This is a genomic window from Parapusillimonas granuli (genome assembly GCF_013416525.1).
Classification (GTDB): Bacteria; Pseudomonadota; Gammaproteobacteria; order Burkholderiales; family Burkholderiaceae_B; genus Parapusillimonas; species Parapusillimonas granuli.
Map to the genome: position 1 here is coordinate 1 of NZ_JACCEM010000001.1, position 20,751 is coordinate 20,751.

The window sequence follows — 20,751 nt, forward strand, 5'->3', positions numbered from 1 at the left end:
CGGGGACCGGGTGATAGCCACCGCGATTCTGGACCGGGTCCTGCACCATGCCATCACTATGAACATACGAGGAAATTCTTACCGCCTGAAAGACAAGCTCAAAGCGGGCCTGGTCAGACCCGCTGAACCCCCCTCCGTCGAATGACGGGAACTAGGGTGGGGAAAATTGAATGACCATGGATGGGGAAATTTGGATGACCCTTGACAGGCGGATCGTCGTTACCGGCTACGAACTCGTGCAGGTGCCACGCCAGGGCATCGAGCACCCGGCCTGGACGTGGCGGATGAGCAGTGAGACATATGAAGCGTGGCGAGAGCGAGTCTTGCGCAGTGCCCGGCGAAGCCCTGAAGCTCTGTCGGGGCAGCTCGCAGAGTTGGCCCGTACCCCTGGTTTTGCTGGGTGCCGGTCTCAAGTCCGCAAACTGCTGCAGCTTGCCCGCTCTGAGGCCCGGCGCCGCCTTGGCGCAACCGCCACTACGGTTAGCTACCCGGCACGCATCGGGTATGTGCAGCGCCTGCCGCAGTCTGGAATCACGCTATCTGCGTGGGTGTGCCAGCAACGCACTATAGACACGGGCGACGTCACTACACAGGAATGAAGACCTCTTGTACTGCCAAACAAATACTAGAGAGACGGAGGCCTGCCACTGACAAGTACTGGAGAGGCTGCCACCTCTCAGCTGCACAAGACGCCGACGTCGGATGACGTCACACCCCCGCTCGCCAAGCGGGTTCAGACTGCGGTAGCCGCGTGCGCGTAATTGCGCTGGCGCGGCCGCACCGGGGCGCTGCGGACTGCAATGTCCGCTTCGACCCCACAGGCTCCTATATGCCGGAAAAAGAGTGGCCTCTATATGCCGAAATTTCTCTGGCTCCTAAATGCCGAAAAATCGGTGGCTTGTATATGCCGGAAACAGAATGGCTCTTATATGCCGGAAGATGACAACAAGAAAGAGGCCTAGGACGCGCACCAGCAAGCCCGCAAGCGTGTGGACGCATATCGTGGCGTTTGGGGTATCAATGCCGGACAGCTTTTCGGTGTGTCAAAATGCTTAACGACGTGGGATGAACTGCGCCGACTGACTACGGCTCCCCGGCACCCGCAGCTGCACAAGCTTTGGGTGCTTGCCCGAGGCACGGACAAAGAAGGGTATATTGCAGGAGCAGACGAGATACAGGGCGACGCGAAAGGTTTCCTGACGCTCCTGGGCGGCCTTGCCGCGTGTCGTGCTCAGACCAAAGCAGCACCAGTTCTGAGCATCGGACGCCTGACCGACGAGAAGGTTAATCGATATGGTGAAACCGTCGAGGGTACACGCGGTGTGACCCTGGTCGAGCGTGAGCGTAAGAAGATACAGGTGGGTCAACGTATCGTGAAGCAGACCGGTGAAGTGCTGGCCAAGATGGCCTTGCGCACGGTGAAAAGGGTCATGGCGGCGGTGAAGACGCGCCTGTATGAGTGGGAGCTCGTGCCGGTGCCAAAGCCCAAGAAAAAAGAAAAATCGCCGGAAGGAACACCGACGTCCTTTACGCCGTTGGTAATCTTCGGGCCCATGCCCAAACGGCAACCCGCGTCCCGGCCTTGGGTGCGGATTCTAAGCGGTACAACGCTTCCGCTGCTCTAAGAGAAACCATCGGCCCAATAGCAAAAGCCCCGCAGAACGGGGCTTTTGGTGCTGGAGCAGCGTCGCTATTCCATTCGCACTGAGACTCAGAATGCCTGTTCGGGCTTCGTTCGCCAGTGCTGCAGAACCAATTTCGGCTACTTCAGCCTTTTTTCACTAAGTGTTTACCGCTTTTTAACCCGGTCTACCCCCCTTGCGGGGGATAGACCGGCGGAAAACTTTTCTTAGTTATCCTAGTTATCTAACCTTACACCACGTAGTTCACAAAATCAGTATTTGTGAACGACTGCACACCGGCCAAGTCGATGATATTATCAAAAGTGGCCAGCTGAACACGCGTACCAGCATCCGACCAGTCTGTATCATGCCAGAGCTCACCTTTACCGGTAGTGCTGTTGAACACGAGTACCAATGCATTCGCTGCAGCGGCACCAACTTGCGACGTAATTTGTGCAGTTGTCAGTGAAGTCTGCAGTTCTACAACCTTGGCTGCGTCGCCAGCTGTAATGCCAGTAATGTCATTACGTGAGGCTTCGTAGTCAGTCGCGGCAATGGTAGCACCCGCTTGGGTACCCGCAGTACCTGCAAAGTTAGTAATGGCATCAATGATACCGACCTTATCTGTACCCACGGTGAAGTCCTTCAAGACATCCACTCCGTCGCCGGTAGTCAAGAAGCGGAACTGATCAGCTCCGGCATTGCCGGTTAGCTCATCATTACCTGCACCACCGTAAATTATATCCGCACCCTTGCCGCCAATGATAACGTCGGCGGAAGCGGACCCAGCGATGCGCAGTACACCTGTAAGCTCTGAAGCGTCAAACGTAACGGCGTTTGTAAAGCCCAGCGGTGCAGCCAGCCCGGCGACTGCGCCAATGGTCAGGCCTGCGTCACCTTTAGCGATGAAAGAAGATGCCGTTGCATTATCAATAGCGGCAACGGTTGTAGCCGCAGTGATAGTATTGACAGCAGCAGCCGTTGCCAAGTTGCCGACGTTGCTAGAGGTGATTGTGACCTCGGTGATGCCGTTATCGACGGTCAATGCGTTACCAGCTGCAGTTGCTGTAATGTCAACACCTCCAGTCAGTTCCACGCCTACTTTCTGACCGGCCACTGCGCCGGACAAAGTAACGACGTCGCCTGCACGGGTGCTGTCAACCGTATATGCAACAGAGTCACCAGTACGAAGACCTGTGACAGCATTACCTGCCGCTTGTGCCCCACTGAAAACAAAACTGTCGATTTTCGTAAAGTCACTTGCATTGAGTGCTGTAACGTTGGCTGCGGTTGCTTCCAAAACTTCGAAGCCAGTAGCGGCATTAATCGTTTGAACCAACACCGCTGCACCGGCTGCGGTAAAAGTGGTATTCGTGTTGACGGCCAGCACGTCTTTCGAACCTTCTCCGCCGTTAAGCGACATCGTGTTCGCTGCAGCAGCAACCCCACCATTCACGACCACTCGATCGTTCGACGCACTGCCTGTAAACTTCAAAGTGCTTTGCGTGCTGGCCCCAGCGTCAATGCTCAAACCACCGGTGCCGTTCATTCCGCTAGCGTCAATGGTGCGAATGTTGGTAGCCGTTGCGCCCGTATCGGTCAAGCTCAAACCGTAACCTTGAATTCCACCGGCGACGGCCACTCCAATATCGGCCGTACCAGACACATTAACCACGCGAAAACTCGCATTGCCCAATGTCGTGTTAACAAACGATGCTGCACCGGATGTGAGGATATTTACATTCTCGAATGTAGCGTCTGCTACTGCTCCAGCACCCGCACCGTCAGTAATACGGAAAGTGGCTGCCGTTGTAGCACTGCCGCTACCGTTAGCAATCTCTACCGACACAGCGTCCGATGTGCCGGTACGCGTAGCTGCACCAGCAAAGTTGAAGTCACTGGTTTGGTCGGCATTATCGAGACGAACAGTAACGCCAGTTGCTGCAATATTAGTGACTTCAGTAACCGAGCCTGCACCTGATTGATTCGTGGAAGCCACACGCTCCACGCCCGAGGCGCTTGCCAGGTTGAGCGTGTAGAGACCTCCGGACAGGTTCGAGATATTGATGTTCTCAATGTTCTTGATTTCAGGCGTCGCGGTCGCAGCAGCAGTTGCGCGAACATTCAGCGTATCGTTTCCACCTTGCCCATCGAGGGAGTCAGCAGAGTTGAGCGTAGTATCAACGGCGTTGTAAACGTCGTCACCACTGGTGCCAAGAGTGTTGACCGCAGGCGCCACCGCACCCGGAGCGTCCGCATTGACAGTGAGCGTGCGTTGGTCATCACTCTAACCTGCTAATAATAAAAAGATTTATTTCATTGCAGGGTCGGTGCAAGCAGCCAAACAAGTACAGCGCCACGCTTACCACTCGCTTCCTACCATGACACCTCTCGTACAAGCGTACAAGCGTTTTCCATAATAGGCTGGATAGTAGGCCAGCATCTGGCCGAAAACGGGGTGCTGATAGACATACTATCTAATTGCATCTACAATAAAGCCATGAACATCGAATTCGACGCAGCCAAGAGCGAGCGAAACGCTCAGGAACGCGGGCTACCATTCGATATGGCTGAGCGGTTCGATTTCGACACAGCAGTCATCAGGCCCGATACCCGCCGCAACTACGGGGAACCTCGATACCAGGCGTTCGGTCTCATTGACAACAGGCTCTATTTTTTGGCCTTTTCTTTACGTGGCAATGCCGTGCGGGTTATCAGCCTGCGCAAGGCCAACGCCAGAGAGGTGCGTTTTTATGAACAAGAAACCCGACCCAACCCGCATTGATGACGACGCCCCAGAGTGGGGCGCGGAAGACTTCAAATCAGCCAAGAGGCTGTCCGATATGCCGGCTGATTTTCAGCAAGCTATACGCCGTGCACGTGGCCCGCAGCAATCACCCCGAAAGGTACAGACTGCCGTACGGTACGACGCTGACATCCTTGAAGCGTTCAAGGCCGACGGCCCTGGTTGGCAAACGCGTATGAATGATGCGTTGCGTGATTGGCTACGATCCCACCATCGGGCGTAGGTGTAAAAAAGCTCGCCGAAGCGAGCTAAAGATCAGATTGTGCAGCAACTCAAGCAAAGAGCCCTGTCGCCGTAGCGGCGGCATTTGCATTTCGACGTTTCCGGCCCTCGGTCAAATGCAGGTAGCCAGCCGTTGTCTTAAGCTGCGTATGGCCAAGGGCTTGCTGCACATCCACAATATCAGAGCCACTATCGAGCATCATTGACGCGTAAGTGTGGCGCAGGTCGTGCATGCGCAAGCCGGGCAACCCAGCCCTTTCGCGTGCCGTCACCCAGGCATTCCTGCACGAGTGATAGGGCAGTCCGGTTTTGGGATTCGGAAACACCCACTCAGACTCGGACTCGTCCAGGCGCCGACGCAAAATGCCCAGTACGCCGGAAGACAGATGCAGGACAAAACCTTTTTTCGCCTTGTCTGCCTCAGCCGGCACGCCGAGGGTGGCGCGTTCACTGTCAAACCATGCCCACCGCATCGCCAGTACATTTTCCCGGCGCAAGCCCGTCGCCGCCATCACCTTGATAATTTCTGGCAAGTCTGTGTTGTCGGATTGCCCGGCGGCTTGTAGCAAAGAAGCCAGTTGCTGACGCGTGAGAAACTTGCCGACGATTTTTCGTACTGTGGTTAGCTGAATGGCGTGGGTAGGGTTCTCTGTCACATGGTTGCCTTTGTCCCGCATCGCCTCGTTGAAGATATGACGGACAAGAATAAGAATCCGCTTGACCGTTCCTTCAGCGAGGCGCTTGGTACATGTTTTGTCCCAACGCCCGCCCAAGACAGGTTTTTCACGAAGCATGCCTGCGTATGCCACGATCTCGTCACCGTCAATCTCATTGAGCCTGCGGGCTCCGAATACCGACTGAACGTGATTTCGGTAAATGGAGGAGTGCGTTTCGTATGACCTGCTTTGCAGCTTGACCTTGGGCAAAAAGGTTTTGAAGAAGAACTCGTCCATGGTCGGAGCAACCATGGGGCGGCCACGAGGAAGACCTTTCTTCTGTTCCTCTATGCTTGCCACACGAGCGCGGGCTAAGGCCCGGGCGGCATTGGTTGAAATCTCCCCTACCTTGCCCAATTTCTCTTGCCGTTGCTTTTTCAGCTCGTTGCGGTACATGACGATGTAGCTCATGTTGCCGGTTCGGGTTTTCTGGACAGCAAATCCTATTTGTTCCATGTCGAATATAAGCACATGCTTCGTGCCCTCAGGAACGCTGATTTCTTTGACGGCTTTCTCGGTAATGTGGAGCTTCATTTTCAAGTGTCCTGTGCCGCACACCTAGCCGATATGGCTGTCCCGAGGTGCTCCTCGAGGCGGGCTCAGCGGTGCGAAGCGCTGGAACTTGATACCTCTGGTGACGCAGTCCAAAATTTAAGATTTTGCGCAAGCAAAATTTCTGATTTCGCGTGCTTAGTCGTAAAAAAACCACTCCCAAGCGACGTGGCGTCGCGTGCGCTTGTAGGCTAGTGGCTTCAGAACCCCGGTCGCGACTAATAAAGGCGGTCGCTGGTTGTTCATGTTTGGTTTTTCCAAGAATGAACGCGCCAACATCAGCGACCCAGAAAAAGAAGGTGACGTTGGAGTTGAATTGAGCGCGTTTTTTGTGCAGAACGCTTCGGCACGAACCAAACTGGGCGAAACGACCGCTACACGCGCTTTTCAGCGTGTAGCGACCACCCCTTCGCGCGCGATCGCGCGCAAACAAATAAAGATTCCAAGTTTTGTCGACAAAACTGCTTTCGGCACATGACCCCGGGCAACGAGACACGCCTCGCGAACGCAGGCGCGTGGGCTCGGCCAAGTGCGACAAGCGCGTGGTGACTACACAGAGAGGAAGGCAAAGCAAAGCCTTCATTTCAGGAAACTTCTTATGAGGACACCACGATGAACGACATCAGAAAAGGCTCACTGCCGGATGAGGAAGCTCAGAACCCTGTGCAGGGCAGTACGCGACCAAGGCTCGTTTGGTTGCTGCATCGCAAAGCTGACGAACGGGGTCAAACGCGTCACGAGCTCGCGAGAGAGCTAGGTATCACGTACTACCTCCAATAGCCATTTGGCTACTTTCCGGAAAGTTACAAAGGGCGGATTTTTCGATACCCAGGAGTGACGCTAAGGCCCATGACTTGATGCCCAGGAGTCCGTTTCTGCAAGACGACCTTGTTCTCGGGCCAATCGTTCCCCCGGAATTTTTTGATGCGCCCGATAACGTCAAGGTGCTGCTGGGTTCACTTTATGACGATGCGAAAAATGCGGGGAGAATTCCGCCAAGGCAATTGCCCGCATTGTTGGCTGGTATAGAGCGGGCTGTTGAAAAGATGGAGCACGATGACCATCAAGTGGATGCCGAACGCCTTGCTGACGGGAGGCTGCATTGATGACTCAGGATGACTTGTCCCGGTGGATGCCGTTGCTGGCACTCAATCATGATGTGCTGGGTCAACGGCTGGCCGCACACGCCATGGCTCAGGGTTGGGGGCTGAGAGGCCTCGCATGGACGCTAGAACTGCTTGATGATGAGCTCTGCGATGCCTGGCTGTGCGGTAGCGGCCTTGCTGACTTGCCACGGCGACATATCGAAATCGCTGCGGGCGTCCTGGGCCTTGGCGTCTGGCAGGCCTATTTCTTGAGTGGTGAATTGTCGCTATCGTCTTTTGTGTCCGATGAGTCGCGCAGCGATCTCATCGGACAGGCCCGGAGGCGGTGGCCCGAACTGGCCAACACGTCTGGAGAAGTTGCTTTGTTTGCATTGGTGCTTTCTGGACATCCCCTGACGGCTGAAGATGTATGGCTGAAGCTGATTGAAGTGCCGTCATTTTAGGCTTAAGACTTTGCCGCGACTTTAAGTCTTAAATAATAACCTGATGATTTAATTGATTTTTCCACCCTGACCACCTCGATTTCTAGGTGGTTTTTTTACGACTAAACACCGGAATTCAGAAATTTTGCTTGCGCAAAATTTTAAATTTTGGACTGCATCACTAGACGTTTCAAGTTCGAGCGCTTCGCACCGCTCAGCCCGACCGAGAAGGGTTATCCGAAGGTCAGCCGTACTGGCTAGGTGTGCGGTACAGGACACTTGAAAATGAAACTTCACATTACCGAAAAAGCCGTCAAAGAAGCCGTTGTACCCGAGGGCAAAAAGTCATTTCTGATTTTCGACACTGAGCAGACCGGCTTTGCTGTACAAAAAACAGCCACTGGCAACATGAGCTTTGTTGTGCTTTACAGGAACGAATTCAAGAAGCAGCGGCAGGAAAAGCTGGGGGGTGTCGGTGAGATTTCTTCCAATGCGGCTCGTGCCCTGGCTCGAGCCTTCCTGGCGAACCTGAAGGAAAAAAACCAAGGCTTGCCCCGGGGCCGCATGGTACAGGCTCCGACAATGGACGAGTTTTTCTTCAAGACCTTTCTTCCAAAAGTGAAAATTGAAAGCCGTTCGTACGAGACCCATGCTTCGATTTACCGGAACCACATCCAGGCTGAATTCGGCCAACGCCGCATGAACGAGGTGGACGGTGACGAGATCGTGGATTTTGCCGGTCGGTTGCGCGAGAAGCAGGTGTCGGGTGGTCGCTGGGCGAAATCGTCAACGCGCACACTGTCCGAGGGCACAGTCAAGCGCATCCTCATTCTTGTTCGCCACATATTCAACGAAGCCATCCGTACCAAGAGCACGAACGTGAAAGAAAACCCCACTCATGCCATCCAGCTGACAACGGTACGTAAAATCGTGGGCAAGTTCCTGACGCGGGGGCAACTGAAGGCGCTACTCAAGGCAGCAGAAGAGTCGCAGAATGCTGACCTTCCCGATATCATCCGCGTCATGGGTGCTACCGGTCTTCGCCGGGACAACGTATTGGCGATGCGCTGGTCGTGGTTTGACGAGGCTCGAGCGACACTGAGCGTTCCGGCGGAAGAAGATAAGGCCAAGAAGGGCTTCGTCCTGCATCTATCAGCTGGCGTGCTCGCCATTTTGCGAGGTCGGTTGGAAGCCAGCGAGTCGGAGTGGGTCTTCCCGAACCCCAAAACTGGCAAGCCTTATCATTCCTGTCGCAACGCTTGGGTGACGGCCCGTGAAGCCGCTGGCTTGCCGAGTTTGAGGATGCACGACCTGCGGCATACGTATGCGTCCATGATGCTCGACAGCGGCTCCGATATCGTTGACGTTCAGCATGCCCTGGGCCATACGCAGCTGAAAACCACTGCAGGCTATCTACACCTGACCGAAGGCCGGAAAAGGCACAACGCCAATGCCGCCGCCCAGGCCACTGGCTTGTTCGCCTGATAAGCATGTACCCCATGATTCATAGCCTGCTTCGGCGGGCCTTTTTATTGAAAAACAATACACTAAGTGGTACCATTGCGACATGAATCGGGTTTTCAAATTGCGACATTTTGTCCGCTGGATGCGCAAGACTGAGCTGACAGATGCCATGCTGTGTCAGGCCGTCCATGAAATGTCACAAGGGCTAATCGATGCTGACCTGGGCGCTGGCGTGGTCAAGAAGAGGATTGCGACCCCTGGCCGAGGCAAGAGCGGCGGGATGAGAACCCTGGTGGCAACAAACAAAGGTGACCGCTGGTTCTTCATGTTTGGGTTTCCAAAAAACGAACGCGCCAATATCAGCGATGCCGAGAAAGAAGCCTTGCAGGAATTGGCGCATGACTATCTGAGCAAAACAGCGGTCGAATTGACCGCCCTTGTTTCTGATGGTGCTTTACAGGAGATTTGTCATGAGCACGACCCAAAAAACACCAGCACGTAGCCCCATCATGGAAGCCGTGCACGAAGCGGCCGCTGATCTGCACAGGCATGGGTTTATTGACCAGCGCAGGATGCGCAAATACGACTTGATGTGCCTGGAGCCTGTTACTGACTATGATGCCCAGAAAATCCGCTCTTTGCGCGAGCGTTACCAGCTAAGCCAGTCCGTTCTTGCGTCCCTGCTGAATACCAGCCTCTCTGCGGTTCGTCAGTGGGAGGCGGGCGACAAACGGCCCGGTGGTCCGTCGCAAAAGCTGCTCAGCATCCTCGACCACAAGGGCATTGATGCCTTTGTTTAAGCCATACCCGTGCCAGTTGCTGATATGCTGATACGAGCATGCACCCCGTAAAAACGGGGGCAATGAGGCGGCTGTGCTTTTTTATGTGCTGATATGGTTGGGTGGGATATGAAAAAATATTTATATTCAGTATGTTAGGTTTATGAGCATCTTACGCTCACTGCGAATATTGATAACCTGACTGGCACGACCGGTGACGACACATTTATCGGTGACAATACTGGTTCTGCATTGACTGCTACAGTTGGTGATCAGATTAATGGTGGCGCGGGTAACGACACGTTGAAGCTTTACGCAGCGGTCGCAGCTACTTCCTTGTCCTTGCCTCAGCTGACGAGCGTTGAGAACTTGTATGTTAAGGGCGGCGCTGCAATTACAGACAACGTTTCGACGATTGCTGACCTGAAAAGCATCGAGCTTGATGGTCAGACCGCACTCGGGACTCTGACTTTGAAAGCAGCTCAGGATCTGAAGATTTCCAATACTACTTTTGGTCAGAACTTGATCTATGGTGCTACTGATGCCGCCGCTAGTGTTACTCTGAATAACGTTACTGCCGGTACCGTGGACGTCCGTGGCGCCGCTCTTGCTACGTTAAATCTGAATGCCAATGGCGCTAACAGCGCCATTACGCTAGCTAATTCGGTTGGTACTAAGCTTGCTACTTTAAATATTTCTGGTGATAAAAACCTGACTGTTACCGAGGGTCTTGCAGCGCTGACGAAAGTTGATGCCTCCGGTGCTACTGGTAATATCACATTGAATGCCACTACTGCAGCGAATAATATTACTGTTACTGGCGGTAAGGGCAATGACACGATTAACCTTGGCGCTCTGTTTACCAAAGCTGACAAAGTTGATGGTGGCGATGGTACTGACACACTGGAACTAACGCAGGCGAGCATCACTACTGTTAATGGTTACACGGCGACAGAGAAAGCTGAAGTCAACGCAAATCTGGCTAATTTGGAAGTTCTCAAAGTCACCGACGCCCTGACAAGCAATGTCGATGCCAGCCGTTTCGACAATATCAATAGCTTCGTATTCGCCGGTGGAAATAACGCTGCTGGTACAGCAACACTGTCTCAAGTGACGTCTGGCGTATCTGTTGAGATTAATGCCGACGCTGGTGCTGCGACTAACGTCCTAGCTGTTCAAATTATTGACGCAACTCTGGCGGGCCATGATTCCGATGAGTTGAATCTGAAGTTGAATGATACAGTTGCGGGTGGCGGTGCTGCTGTAACCGACTATGGGGTGCTGAATGCCGTCTGTGTTGATTTTCTCAATATCAATAGCACCAAATCGGCTACCAGTACAGCAACAGGCAACGAAATTGACATTGCAAACACTTCGACCGCTTTGAACAAGATTGTTGTGACGGGTAACTTGGCGTTGGATATTGATGGCGTAGCCTTGACCAATACTATTCGTGAGGTAGACGCTTCAGGATTGGTGTTGTCTGCAACAACTGCAGCCGGTTTGAGCGTTGCAATCGCTGCAGGCGGAACCACTGGTGTTAAGATTACCGGCTCTAACGGCGTTGATACTATTCAAGGTAGTGCTGCCTCTGATATTATCGACGGTGGCGCAGGCAACGACTTGATTTCTGGTGCTGGGGCAACGATCGCTGCTGGGGCTTTTACTGCGCTAGCCGCTAATACTGCTGCAGACATTCTAACCGGCGGAGCGGGTAACGACTCTTTTGGTTTCGGCCTTGGTGCGACCACAACGAGCTTTAACACCATCACTGACCTTAATTTGGGTACTGCAGTGGTTGCCGGTCAAGTTGATACGCTTACATTCGACGTTTCTGCTGCAGCGGTTACTGCAGGGCCAGCTATCGTTTCTTTGAGCGAGGCTCAACAGGCTACAGTTGCTGCTGCTGCTGACTTGGCTGCAGCTGCTGATGTTGTCTTGGGCATCGCGAATGCAGCTGGTAACGTGGCGCAGTTTTCCTACGGTGCTAACACCTATCTGTTGGTCAATGGTGTGACAGCAACTGCTGCATTTACAGCAGGCGAAGATCACTTAGTTAAGATCACTGGCGTAACAGGTACGCTGGACGCAAGCGATATCGCATTTATCTAAGGCGAGATCTTGGGTAACTAAGTAAAGTTTTCCGTGACAAGAACCTGAGCTCTTTCCCGCAAGGGGAAGGGTCCAGGGGAAAACAGCAGAAAACCGCTTAGAAACAAGGCTGAAGTAGCCGATTTTGTTCTGCAGCGCTGTCGAATGAAGCCGATTTCGGCATTCTGAGTCTCAGCACGAATGGAATAACGACGTTGCTCCGTAAGCGTCCGGGCATCCCACATTGATTCGGCCGCGTAAGCGGCCGATATCTTTTAGGCGGTGGTGAGCGGTGCCCAGTTATGCGGCAAGAGCTCTTCGATCCGGTTATTTGGATGCGTCGGCAGGCGCGTGAGCACATCCTTCAGATAGGCATACGGAGTAACGGCCCGGCTATTACCGTCTTGACGACAGCATGCTGAGTCTTTTGCGCTTTACAGCTTGACGTTCCAGGGCAGAAGTTCGTCGACCCGATTGACGGGATGGTCGGCAATACGCTCCAGGACGTGCCCGAGATACGCCTCGGGATTGACGCCGTTGAGCTTTGCCGTGCCCAGCAGGCTGTACATCGTGGCGGCGCGCTCACCACCGGCATCCGAGCCCAAGAATAAAAAATGTCCGCTGTCAAGTCGTTAGTGCGGACATGCAACGGTACGAAAGGTCTTGTGGGGCAATAGGTTAGGCCAGATTTCGGCCTCGGTGTGCTCTTACCGCGTTTTGAGCTAGGTGCCGCATAGGCGCTTCGCGGTAGCAAGCCTAGGAGCGGCGGAGCGGGCAAGGTCGCACCGCCATCATAGCCCGGCCTATCGCAAGCCACCGCTCAAAGCGAAAGCGCAGCCCTTGGGCTGCGCTTTCATCGTGGGCGGATGGTAGAGGCGTCCGCATCGTCAACTCGGCTTCGGAGGGGCGGCCTTGCCTGCCCCTCCTTTTCTGAATCCCCGATCCCCCGCCATGAACGCTTCCAGCATGTGCGGGATCAGCGTCGCCACATCGACTGCCTCGCCATACGCCTGCGCGTGCAGCGCGGCGTAGCGGTCGAGGTCGGTTTTAAGACTGGCCGGGCAGGCAAAGGTGAGCTTGACGCTTTCAGTCTTGGGCAGCGGCCCCAGCCGCAGCTTCTTGGTTGTGCTCATCGTGAAGTCCCCCGATTGAAGAATAGCGGCTGGTACGGCCGTAACACCAAGTCGCGGTTGACGATGATCCGCACCGGCAGGCCGGGCCGTTGGGTCAAGGTGGGCTGGATGTTGAGGTTGCGCCGGGTCACTTCCTGGCCGATTTGATTCACCGTGTCCTGTAAGCTGTCACGCCCGGCAATGATGACGCGATCGCCATCTTGTCGATTCTCCGGCGCGGCCAGCTCGGCGCCAACGCCCAGCAGGGTCGTCAGCGCCGCACCGGCAAAGATGCGGCCCCAGTGGTAGTCCACATCGTCTTCCAGGCCGGCATAGCCGGCCGGATCTGCGCCGGCCAGATTGTCGAGCGTCAACGAAGACGTGTCCGGCAGAATGATCCGATTCCAGACGACTTGAACGCGGCTCTGCCCGTAACTGACCTGGCTGTTGTATTTGCCCAGGATGCGCGAACCCTGCGGGATCAGCAGGAAACGCCCGGTGGCCGTGTCATAGACCGGCTCTGTCACAGTGGCGATCACGTCGCCGGGCAAGTCCGACTTGATGCCCGTCACCAGCGCTCCGGCGACCACCGTTCCGGCCATGACCTGATACGGCGAAGCCGGCAGGGTCAGGTTGCCGGAATTGCGGGTTTCCGTAGAGCCGCCTTTCAGGAAAGCCTCCTTCTGGTCTTGCCGGTTCTGCACGGCGGTCGGATCGGCAGGCTGGGCCGCCGTTGAGGCCGGCCCGGCGGCCATCGGGTCGAACGCCGCATTGGCGGCGAAGCCCGGCGCGGTGGCGGCCTGCGACTGCGCGACCGGCGCGGCCGCCTGCGCACCCGAGCGGAAGAACACGGACGATGCTGCGGCAGCTTCGGCTTCCTTGCGCAGCGCATCGTTCGGGTCGTGGCCGGGAGCCGCGTAGGCGGCTGTCACCGGCTGCTGCGACTTCACGATGGCCGGGCCGAGATCGCCCGGCAGCGGCGGCCCCAGCTCGGGTACATCGTGCGGCAAGGCTGGCGGCAGCTTCGAGTAGTCCGTCGGTAGCGCATCCAGCCCTTCGGACTTCGAGACGCGATCGACGTTGTAAAGCTCTGTTTGCTCGCCCGTACCGCGCCGCTGCGGTTGCAGCGACCAGATCGTGGCCCCAAGCACGGCGACCGACAGGCCGCCGGCGAGGATGGCCAGCGTGCGCCGGTTCAGGCGCGTGACCGGACGCGGCTGGGCGCGCAGCGCCACCGCCTCGGGCGCGACCTTGCCCGCCTGCGGCGTGGCGAGGTCGGGGGTGTCGTCCTGGCTCATTGTCAGTTCCTCCGTGCCACGCCATCCGTGCGCTCGATCCGCACCACGTCGCCCTTGTCACCGCCCAGGCGCAGCTCGGCCGCGCCAAAAAGGCGATCCACGATGTAGTACGGCGAGCGGAAGCGATAGTTCACCAGTTGCCCGTCACCTTCGGCCCCGATCACGAACAGCGGCGGCAGGTCGCCTTGCGCGATGCCGGCGGGAAACTGGATATAGACCTTCGCGCCATCGTCGAAGGCGCGCAGCGGCTTCCACGGCGGATTGCTGCCGCTGATCGCGTAGCGGAAGCGCAGGTTCTCCAGCGACAGGCCGCTATCGACCGGCGCGGCGGCGCTGGCCGCCTGCGCCTGGCGCTGCAAGGCCAGCATCCGGTCGCGCGGGTACTCCCAGGACACCGACGCCATCCATGTCTTGTCCGTGGAAGTCAATTCCAGCAGGTACGTCCTGCGGCTGGTGGTGATGACCAGATTGGTTTTCAGGCCCGAGCGGATGGGCTTCACCAGCACGTTCACGCGCAAGTCGGCACCGCTGCCGCTGGACGTGTCACCCACGATCCAGCGCACGGTATCGCCGGCGGCCACCGTCACCAGCTCCTCGCCGGGCTGGAGCGACACCACGGTCACGCGGCCCACGGCCGCATAGACCTGATAGAGCGCGCCATCGGTGAAGGGCCACACCTGAATCGCGTTGACGTAGCCCTCGCGCGTCGGCGCGACGCGGGCCTCGGCATTGGCCCGCGAGACGCGCACCTTCTCGTCGGCCGGCTCGGGCGCGGGCTTGGCGTCCTCGGCTTCCGGCACCGGCATCAACTGCGCCGGCATCGGCAGCACTTCGGGCACGGCCACGACTTCCACCGGCGCGGGCGGCTCCGGTAGCGGCTGGGCCTGCACCGGCTCATCGAGCGAGATGGTCGGCGGCGGCTTGCCCTGCGTGGCGCAGCCCGCCAGGGCAACAAGCATCAACGGCAAAGCGTGAAAGCGGAAAGACAGGTTCATGGTTTTGCTCCTTCGGAAGAATCCAGTTCGCGGCTCCACGACAGGCCGTTGACGTAGATGCCCAGCGGGTTCTTGCGCAGGCGTTCTTCGGTGCGCGGCGGTTGAAGCACGATGGACACCACCGCCGTCCACCGCTCCAAGCCCGCCGCGGCACCGTTGACGTAGCGGCGTTCCGTCCAGCGCACGTTGAAAGACGTGTCGCTGGCGCGCACGACGCTGGTGATCTGCACCGTCACCGACTCCTTGCCGATGCGCGCGAACGGGTCGTTGACCCGCGCGTAATCGTTGAGCACGGCTGCGCCTTTGTCGGTCGTGTAGTCGTAGGCGTCCAGCCAGTTTTGGCGGACGACGATGGGGTCGATGGACAGCGAGCGCACCAGCGTCACGAAGCGCGCGATGTGGTGCGCCGTCTGCGCATCGTTGGGCCGATATGGCGTAGCGGCTTCGCCGACGGCGCGCACCTGGCCCGCGTTGTCCACCTCCACGACGTAGGGTGTGACGATGGACTGCGCCGAGCGCCACACCAGGCCGCCGGCCATCAGCAGCGCGAGCGTCAGGCACCCAAACGCCATCAAGCGCCAGTTCTTCGCCTGCACGCGCGGCGAGCCGATACGGTCGTCCCACACCTGGCCGGCGGCTTGGTACGGCGTGGCAGGCTGCGGCGTGTCGGCGTAGCGCACCTGCGGCTTCTTGAATCGCATGGTCAGTTCTCCTTATGAATCGGAATCGCGCAGGCTCGGCCCCTGGCCGGAGCCACCGCCATCGCCACCGCGCAGCGTGTGGGCGGTGGTGGTCGCGGCGTGGGTGAGTTGCTGGCGGCGTTGCAGCCGCTTGGCCCAGGCAGGCTGCTCGGGGGGCTGTGCAGCGGCAGCGCCTGCGGGGGCTTCGCTGGTGGCGGTCTGACCGGCTGACGCGCCGGCGTCGCCGTTCCAGCCGGCGCGGAACGGTGCGGCCATGCGCTGCCCAGCAGCGGAAGCGCGGGATGCGGCAGCGCGTCCGGCAGACTGCGCGCCGGTCTTGGCGACGTTGCCCAAGCCGGCCATCGCACCCTTGGCACCGCCGCCTGCTGCGGCGGAACCCGCTTGGAACGCCGACTTCGCGCTGCCAGCCGCCGACGTGGCGGCACGCGCGCCGCTGCCGGCCAGCTTGGCGGCGGCCGGGGCCATGCGGGCACCAGCGGCCACCGCACCGCCGACGCCAGTAGCCGCCGCACCCACAGCCACCGCCGTTCCGGCTGCGCCGACAGCGGCACCAGCCATCGCGCCCGCGCCGAGCTGGGGCGCACCGGACACGAGGCCCGTGGCGATGCCAGGGCCGAAGATCCCCAGCGCCAGCAAGGTGAGCGAGGCCAGCATGATGACCAGCGCGTGGTCGATGTTCGGCTCGGCGGGATGGACTTGGAACTGCGAGAACAGGCCCGAGCCGATGCCGACGATCACGGCCAGCACCAGCACCTTGATGCCGGCGGCCACGACATTGCCCAGCACCTTCTCGGCGAGAAAGCTGGTCTTGTTCCACAGCGCGAACGGCACCAGCACGAACCCTGCGAGCGTGGTCAGTTTGAACTCGATCAGCGTGATGAAAAGCTGGATCGCCAGCACGAAGAAGCACAGCACCACGACCAGCCACGCGAGGAACATCACCACGATTGGATCGAGATTGGCGAACACTTCGGGGAAGCCCGCCATCTCGCCGATCTGTTCCAGAATCGGCGCTCCGGCGTCGATGCCGGTCTTGGCAAGCCGGCCCGGCTGCAAGAAGTTCTCCATCGTGATGGCCGAGCCGGTGGCGGTGATGCCCAATCCCGCAAACGAGCGGAACACGATGCTGGCCAGCCAGTTGAAGTTGTTGAGGATGTAGGCGAAGGCACCGACGTAGAGCACCTTGCGCAGCAGCTTGGCGATCACGTCCTCGCCCTGGCCGGTGGCGTGGCTCATGGCCCAATACAGGCCGGCGATCGTCATGTCGATGACGATGAGCGTGGCCGTGAGGAACGCCACTTCGCCGCGCAGCAGCCCGAAACCCGAGTCGATGTAGGTGGCGAAGGTGTTGAGGAACTGGTCGATGATGGTCACGTCATTCATGGCGTGCCCTCCGGTTCCTCGAAGCTGGGCGGGATCGGCGGCAGGTCGGCCAGCGTCTGGTATTCATCTGGCCCGGCCTCGCCGGAAAAGAAGCGCCGCCGGAAGGCTTCGGCGGCGGCGCGGCAAGCGTCCTCGCCCGTGGCCTGCCGGTCGGCCGCGCATTGCGCGCGCAATGCCTTGAGCCGCACGGGATCGGCGGCCAAGGCATCGGCAAGGTTGTCGGCCGGCTGCTCGCCGCAAGCGGCCAGCAGCACGGCACCAAGGACGAGGACGCATCGCATGTCGGCCCCCGTCAGTCGCGGTAGAAGTTGACGGACTGCGGCGTGTACGGCGTGCCTTCCCCGAGGAAGCGCCGCCGCACTTCGCGGGCGCGCTCGGTGGCCGCCGCCTGCCGCGCCAGTTCCAGCGAGGCGGCCCGGTCTTGCGTGATCTGGAGCCGCTGCGACTGGATCGACTGCTTGGCCTGCAAGGCGAGCAACTGATTCATGGCCTGCATCGCCTGCAACGCGCCTTGCGCCGACTGGCTCTTGCCGACCAGATCGGCCAGCACGCTTTCGTCTTCGCCCAGGTTCTGCGACACCTGCGCCTGCATCTGCATGGTGGTCTGCAAGCCGTTGAGCGTGTTCTTCCACCGCTCCTGGGCATCGCGGTACATCTGGTCGCCACTGACGGTGGCGGCGTACTGCTCCGGGTACAGGCGGGCGAACTCCCGATCCAGATTCGTCACGTCGTAGGCCAATCCTCGGGCCTGAGCGATCAGCCGCTCGGTCGTTGCCAGGTTGGCGCGCAACTGGCCGACCACGCTGGACGGCAAGCTGGCGAGGTTGCGCGCCTGGTTCATGAGCATTTGCGCTTCGTTCTGGAGCTGGCGAATCTGGTTGTTGATCTGCTCCAACGTGCGGATCGCGGTCATCGTGTTCTGCACGAGGTTCGTAGGGTCGATCACGACCCATTGCGCATGGGCGGTGGCGGTGCAAAGCATGGCCGCGATGGCAGCGGCGACAAGGCGCTTCTTCATGGCAGGTTCTCCAGGGGTTGGTCAGCGAGGGAACCCGGCGCGAGGCCGGGGAACGAGGGCAGCAGGTCAGCCGCCCAATCGAGGCCGCGATGGCGCAGCCAGGCGCCCGCGAAGCCGGGCGTGCCGGCGTCCAGCAGCACGCGGCCAAGAACTTCATCAATGGCGCGCTGGTCTTGCGGCGTGGAAGCGCCCGCAAAGGCCAGCGTCGCCGGCCCCAGGTCGAGGTCGAACAGGCGGTTGCCGAGGCGGGATTGGTAGTAGTAGTCGCGCTTGGGCTGCGCGGTGGCGACGATCTCGATCTGCCGCCTGTTGAGGCCGAAGCCCTCGTAGATCGTGCGAATCTGCGGCTCGGTCGCCTGTGGGTTGGCGAGGAAGATGCGGCTTGCGCAGCTTTCGATGATCGCGGGCGCGATACTCGAATCCTTGATGTCCGCAAGCGACTGCGTGGCGAAGATGACGCTGACGTTCTTCTTGCGCAGCGTCTTGAGCCACTGGCGGATGCGCGCGGCAAACACCGGGTCATCAAGGAACAGCCACGCTTCATCGAGGATCAGCAGCGTGGGCGCACCGTCAAAGCGTTCATCGAAGCGCGCAAAGAGGTAGTGCAGCACGGCCATGACGGCGGCCTTGCTGTGCATCAGCTCCTCCATCTCGAAGCACTGCACGTCAGCCATGCCCAGCCGGTCGTGATCGGCGTCCAGCAGCTTGCCGTGCGCGCCGCCGAGCACATAAGGCGCGAGCGCTTGGCGCAGCGCATTGCTCTGCAACAGCACGGACAGCCCGGTCATCGTGCGCTGCTCCACCGGCGCACCGGCAAGGCTTTGCAGCGCCGACCAGATGGCCGCCTTCTCGTCCGGGCCGACCGCCACGCCTTCGTGCAGCAAGCGCCCCTCGATCCATTCGGCGGCCCAGGTGCGGTAGCCCTCGCGGTCGATGCGGGCCAAGGGCTGGAAGGCGATTTCTCCATCCATGCCCAGGTCGTAGTGCTCGCCCCCCAGCCCGAGGATGGTGGCGCGCATCGAACGCCCCATGTCGAACGCGAAGATGCGCGAGCCGCGATAGCGGCGAAACTGCATCGCCAGCGTGGCGAGCAAAACCGACTTGCCCATGCCGGTCGGGCCGGCGACCAGCGTGTGGCCCACGTCGCCGATGTGCGTCACCAGCCGGAACGGCGTCGCGCCATCGGTGCGGGTGACGATCAGCGGCGGGCCGTCGAGGTGGGCATTGCGCTCGGGGCCAGCCCACACGGCGGACACCGGCATCATGTGCGCCAGATTGAGGGTCGAGATGATCGGCTGCCGGACATTCGCATAGGCGTTGCCCGGAAGCGAGGACAGCCACGCATCCACGGCATTGAGCGTTTCGGGGATGGTGACGAAGCCGCGCCCCTGAATGACGCGCTCCACCATGCGCAGCTTCTCGTCGGCTGCGCCGGCGTCCTCGTCCATGACGGTGACGGTCGCCGTCAGGTAGCCGAAGGCGACTTGATCGCTGCCCAGCTCCTGCAAGGCGGCATCGGCATCGGCGGCCTTGTTGTTGGCGTCGGTATCCACCAGCGGGCTTTCCTGCTGGAAGATCGTTTCGCGCAGCAGCGCGATGACGTTCTTGCGCTTGGCGAACCACTGGCGGCGCAGACGCCCCAATTCCCGTTCCGCCTCGGATTTGTCGAGGCACAGAAAGCGCGTACTCCAGCGATACCCAAATCCCAGGCGGTTGAGGTCGTCCAGAATCCCCGGCCAGGTCGAGGTCGGAAAGCCCCGCACCGACACCACGCGCAGGTGCTGGTCGCCCAGCATGGGCGCGAGGCCACCGACCAGCGGCGAGTCGGTCAGCAGTGCGTCGATGTGGAACGGCACTTCAGGCACGCCGATGCGGTAGTGTCGCGTCGAGATGGTCGAGTGCAGATAGGTCAGTGTCTGGCTGTCGTCCAGCCAGGAGACTTCCGGCATCACGCCATCGAGCAGATCAAAGACCCGATCCGTTTCCGCAACGAAGGATTGCAGCCGTTCGCGCCAGTCCACGCCATTCGTCGGCGTGTTCTCGTAGAGCATCTTGGCGGCCCGGGCGCGCGACTCCTCCGGCGGCAGGTATTGCAGCGTGAAGTGGTAGATGCTCTCGAAATGGCTGTCCGACTCCTCGAACGCCGCACGTCGCTCCTCGTCCACCAGCCAGGACAGCGGCTCGGGAAACGAGGACTGCGGATAGCGCGATGCCCGCATCCGCTCGGCGTCGATATAGAAGGCCCAGCCAGAGCCGGTGCGGCGAAGCGCGTTGTTCTGCCGCGCCGCTGTGGCGATCAATTCGCCCTGTGTCGCACTGTCCAAGTCGGGGCCGCGGAACTGGAACGATCGTTGAAATGAGCCGTCTTTGTTCAGCACGACGCCCGGCGCGACCAGTCCGGCCCAGGGCAGCCAGTCGGCGAGCAAGGCCGGACGCTGGCGGTATTCGGCGAGGTTCAGCATGG

The 20,751-nt window shown here is 59.2% G+C and carries 20 protein-coding genes and 3 pseudogenes; 11 read left to right on the top strand and 12 right to left on the bottom strand.

Annotated elements, in window-relative coordinates; translation table 11 throughout:
* Both H0A72_RS21980 and H0A72_RS00005 read left to right on the top strand, forming a co-directional pair.
* The coding region (locus H0A72_RS21980) for an ATP-binding protein (protein WP_246814988.1) at positions 1–145 on the top strand (145 nt) is incomplete at its 5' end.
* A gap of 844 nt (positions 146–989) precedes the next feature.
* Positions 990–1,625, top strand: a complete 636-nt coding sequence (locus H0A72_RS00005; RefSeq protein ID WP_180152735.1) for a hypothetical protein — start codon at positions 990–992, stop codon at positions 1,623–1,625.
* A gap of 247 nt (positions 1,626–1,872) precedes the next feature.
* Here H0A72_RS00005 and H0A72_RS22395 read toward each other — a convergent pair whose 3' ends face one another.
* Positions 1,873–3,861 (bottom strand): hypothetical protein, encoded by a 1,989-nt coding sequence (locus H0A72_RS22395; protein ID WP_180152736.1) that lies wholly within the window; start codon positions 3,859–3,861, stop codon positions 1,873–1,875.
* A gap of 261 nt (positions 3,862–4,122) precedes the next feature.
* Between H0A72_RS22395 and H0A72_RS00015 the strand changes: the two genes are divergently transcribed.
* Both H0A72_RS00015 and H0A72_RS00020 read left to right on the top strand, forming a co-directional pair.
* Positions 4,123–4,407, top strand: coding sequence for a BrnT family toxin (locus tag H0A72_RS00015; RefSeq protein WP_180152737.1), 285 nt, complete (start codon positions 4,123–4,125; stop codon positions 4,405–4,407).
* Positions 4,376–4,651, top strand: a complete 276-nt coding sequence (locus H0A72_RS00020; protein WP_180152738.1) for a BrnA antitoxin family protein — start codon at positions 4,376–4,378, stop codon at positions 4,649–4,651. Before H0A72_RS00015 ends, H0A72_RS00020 begins: the two co-directional genes overlap by 32 nt.
* 49 nt (positions 4,652–4,700) lie before the next feature.
* Here the strand turns inward: H0A72_RS00020 and H0A72_RS00025 are convergent, their stop codons facing one another.
* On the bottom strand, positions 4,701–5,900 hold the full coding sequence (locus tag H0A72_RS00025) for a tyrosine-type recombinase/integrase (protein WP_180152739.1): 1,200 nt from the start codon (positions 5,898–5,900) through the stop codon (positions 4,701–4,703).
* 223 nt (positions 5,901–6,123) lie between these two features.
* Between H0A72_RS00025 and H0A72_RS00030 the strand changes: the two are divergent.
* From H0A72_RS00030 to H0A72_RS00060, 7 genes and pseudogenes are all read left to right on the top strand, one after another.
* Positions 6,124–6,396: pseudogene (locus tag H0A72_RS00030) on the top strand (hypothetical protein); the annotation flags it as partial.
* Positions 6,397–6,772: 376 nt separating this feature from the next.
* Entirely contained in the window at positions 6,773–7,024 is a 252-nt protein-coding gene (locus tag H0A72_RS00035; protein ID WP_180152740.1) for a hypothetical protein, read from the top strand.
* Positions 7,024–7,467 carry a hypothetical protein gene (locus H0A72_RS00040; RefSeq protein WP_180152741.1) on the top strand — a complete coding sequence of 148 codons (444 nt, stop codon included), beginning with the start codon at positions 7,024–7,026 and terminating at the stop codon, positions 7,465–7,467. Before H0A72_RS00035 ends, H0A72_RS00040 begins: the two co-directional genes overlap by 1 nt.
* Positions 7,468–7,731: 264 nt before the next feature.
* Positions 7,732–8,931, top strand: a complete 1,200-nt coding sequence (locus H0A72_RS00045; protein ID WP_180152743.1) for a tyrosine-type recombinase/integrase — start codon at positions 7,732–7,734, stop codon at positions 8,929–8,931.
* 82 nt (positions 8,932–9,013) lie between these two features.
* The gene (locus H0A72_RS00050; RefSeq protein WP_180152746.1) at positions 9,014–9,412 is read left to right on the top strand and encodes a type II toxin-antitoxin system RelE/ParE family toxin; all 399 of its coding nucleotides are present in this window, start codon (positions 9,014–9,016) and stop codon (positions 9,410–9,412) included.
* Complete coding sequence (locus tag H0A72_RS00055) at positions 9,381–9,710, top strand: helix-turn-helix domain-containing protein (RefSeq protein WP_180152748.1); 330 nt, start codon at positions 9,381–9,383, stop codon at positions 9,708–9,710. The genes H0A72_RS00050 and H0A72_RS00055 overlap by 32 nt, the downstream gene beginning before the upstream one ends.
* 282 nt (positions 9,711–9,992) lie before the next feature.
* The gene (locus H0A72_RS00060; RefSeq protein WP_180152750.1) at positions 9,993–11,801 is read left to right on the top strand and encodes a beta strand repeat-containing protein; all 1,809 of its coding nucleotides are present in this window, start codon (positions 9,993–9,995) and stop codon (positions 11,799–11,801) included.
* A gap of 254 nt (positions 11,802–12,055) precedes the next feature.
* Here H0A72_RS00060 and H0A72_RS00065 read toward each other — a convergent pair.
* From H0A72_RS00065 to trbE, 10 genes and pseudogenes are all read right to left on the bottom strand, one after another.
* Positions 12,056–12,160 (bottom strand): annotated as a pseudogene (locus H0A72_RS00065) (transposase domain-containing protein); the annotation flags it as partial.
* A gap of 54 nt (positions 12,161–12,214) precedes the next feature.
* Positions 12,215–12,397, bottom strand: a pseudogene (locus H0A72_RS00070) (transposase domain-containing protein); the annotation flags it as partial.
* A gap of 270 nt (positions 12,398–12,667) precedes the next feature.
* Entirely contained in the window at positions 12,668–12,913 is a 246-nt protein-coding gene (locus H0A72_RS00075) for a DUF2274 domain-containing protein (protein WP_164170767.1), read from the bottom strand.
* Positions 12,910–14,190: a TraB/TrbI/VirB10 family type IV secretion system protein gene (locus H0A72_RS00080; RefSeq protein ID WP_180152752.1), complete on the bottom strand. Its 1,281-nt coding sequence runs from the start codon at positions 14,188–14,190 to the stop codon at positions 12,910–12,912. The genes H0A72_RS00075 and H0A72_RS00080 overlap by 4 nt, the downstream gene beginning before the upstream one ends.
* 2 nt (positions 14,191–14,192) lie before the next feature.
* A complete protein-coding gene (gene trbG, locus H0A72_RS00085; RefSeq protein ID WP_033476335.1) occupies positions 14,193–15,185 on the bottom strand; it encodes a P-type conjugative transfer protein TrbG in 993 nt (330 codons plus the stop codon).
* Complete coding sequence (gene trbF / locus H0A72_RS00090) at positions 15,182–15,886, bottom strand: conjugal transfer protein TrbF (RefSeq protein WP_033470270.1); 705 nt, start codon at positions 15,884–15,886, stop codon at positions 15,182–15,184. Before trbF ends, trbG begins: the two co-directional genes overlap by 4 nt.
* Before the next feature lie 12 nt (positions 15,887–15,898).
* Positions 15,899–17,269: a P-type conjugative transfer protein TrbL gene (gene trbL, locus H0A72_RS00095; protein WP_033476333.1), complete on the bottom strand. Its 1,371-nt coding sequence runs from the start codon at positions 17,267–17,269 to the stop codon at positions 15,899–15,901.
* Positions 17,266–17,550: a hypothetical protein gene (locus tag H0A72_RS00100; RefSeq protein WP_033476332.1), complete on the bottom strand. Its 285-nt coding sequence runs from the start codon at positions 17,548–17,550 to the stop codon at positions 17,266–17,268. Before H0A72_RS00100 ends, trbL begins: the two co-directional genes overlap by 4 nt.
* 11 nt (positions 17,551–17,561) lie before the next feature.
* Complete coding sequence (trbJ, locus tag H0A72_RS00105; protein ID WP_033476331.1) at positions 17,562–18,287, bottom strand: P-type conjugative transfer protein TrbJ; 726 nt, start codon at positions 18,285–18,287, stop codon at positions 17,562–17,564.
* Complete coding sequence (trbE, locus tag H0A72_RS00110; protein WP_033476330.1) at positions 18,284–20,749, bottom strand: conjugal transfer protein TrbE; 2,466 nt, start codon at positions 20,747–20,749, stop codon at positions 18,284–18,286. The genes trbJ and trbE overlap by 4 nt, the downstream gene beginning before the upstream one ends.
* Positions 20,750–20,751: the final 2 nt, after the last annotated feature.

Coding starts and splice junctions, on each gene's coding strand:
- H0A72_RS00055 (WP_180152748.1), top strand. CDS start 9,381: ATGAGCACGACCCAAAAAACACCAGCACGTAGCCCCATCATGGAAGCC.
- H0A72_RS00040 (WP_180152741.1), top strand. CDS start 7,024: ATGACTCAGGATGACTTGTCCCGGTGGATGCCGTTGCTGGCACTCAAT.
- H0A72_RS00100 (WP_033476332.1), bottom strand. CDS start 17,550: ATGCGATGCGTCCTCGTCCTTGGTGCCGTGCTGCTGGCCGCTTGCGGC.
- trbL (WP_033476333.1), bottom strand. CDS start 17,269: ATGAATGACGTGACCATCATCGACCAGTTCCTCAACACCTTCGCCACC.
- H0A72_RS00015 (WP_180152737.1), top strand. CDS start 4,123: ATGAACATCGAATTCGACGCAGCCAAGAGCGAGCGAAACGCTCAGGAA.
- H0A72_RS00075 (WP_164170767.1), bottom strand. CDS start 12,913: ATGAGCACAACCAAGAAGCTGCGGCTGGGGCCGCTGCCCAAGACTGAA.
- trbE (WP_033476330.1), bottom strand. CDS start 20,749: ATGCTGAACCTCGCCGAATACCGCCAGCGTCCGGCCTTGCTCGCCGAC.
- H0A72_RS00045 (WP_180152743.1), top strand. CDS start 7,732: ATGAAACTTCACATTACCGAAAAAGCCGTCAAAGAAGCCGTTGTACCC.
- trbJ (WP_033476331.1), bottom strand. CDS start 18,287: ATGAAGAAGCGCCTTGTCGCCGCTGCCATCGCGGCCATGCTTTGCACC.
- H0A72_RS00020 (WP_180152738.1), top strand. CDS start 4,376: ATGAACAAGAAACCCGACCCAACCCGCATTGATGACGACGCCCCAGAG.
- trbG (WP_033476335.1), bottom strand. CDS start 15,185: ATGAACCTGTCTTTCCGCTTTCACGCTTTGCCGTTGATGCTTGTTGCC.
- H0A72_RS00080 (WP_180152752.1), bottom strand. CDS start 14,190: ATGAGCCAGGACGACACCCCCGACCTCGCCACGCCGCAGGCGGGCAAG.
- trbF (WP_033470270.1), bottom strand. CDS start 15,886: ATGCGATTCAAGAAGCCGCAGGTGCGCTACGCCGACACGCCGCAGCCT.
- H0A72_RS00025 (WP_180152739.1), bottom strand. CDS start 5,900: ATGAAGCTCCACATTACCGAGAAAGCCGTCAAAGAAATCAGCGTTCCT.
- H0A72_RS00050 (WP_180152746.1), top strand. CDS start 9,014: ATGAATCGGGTTTTCAAATTGCGACATTTTGTCCGCTGGATGCGCAAG.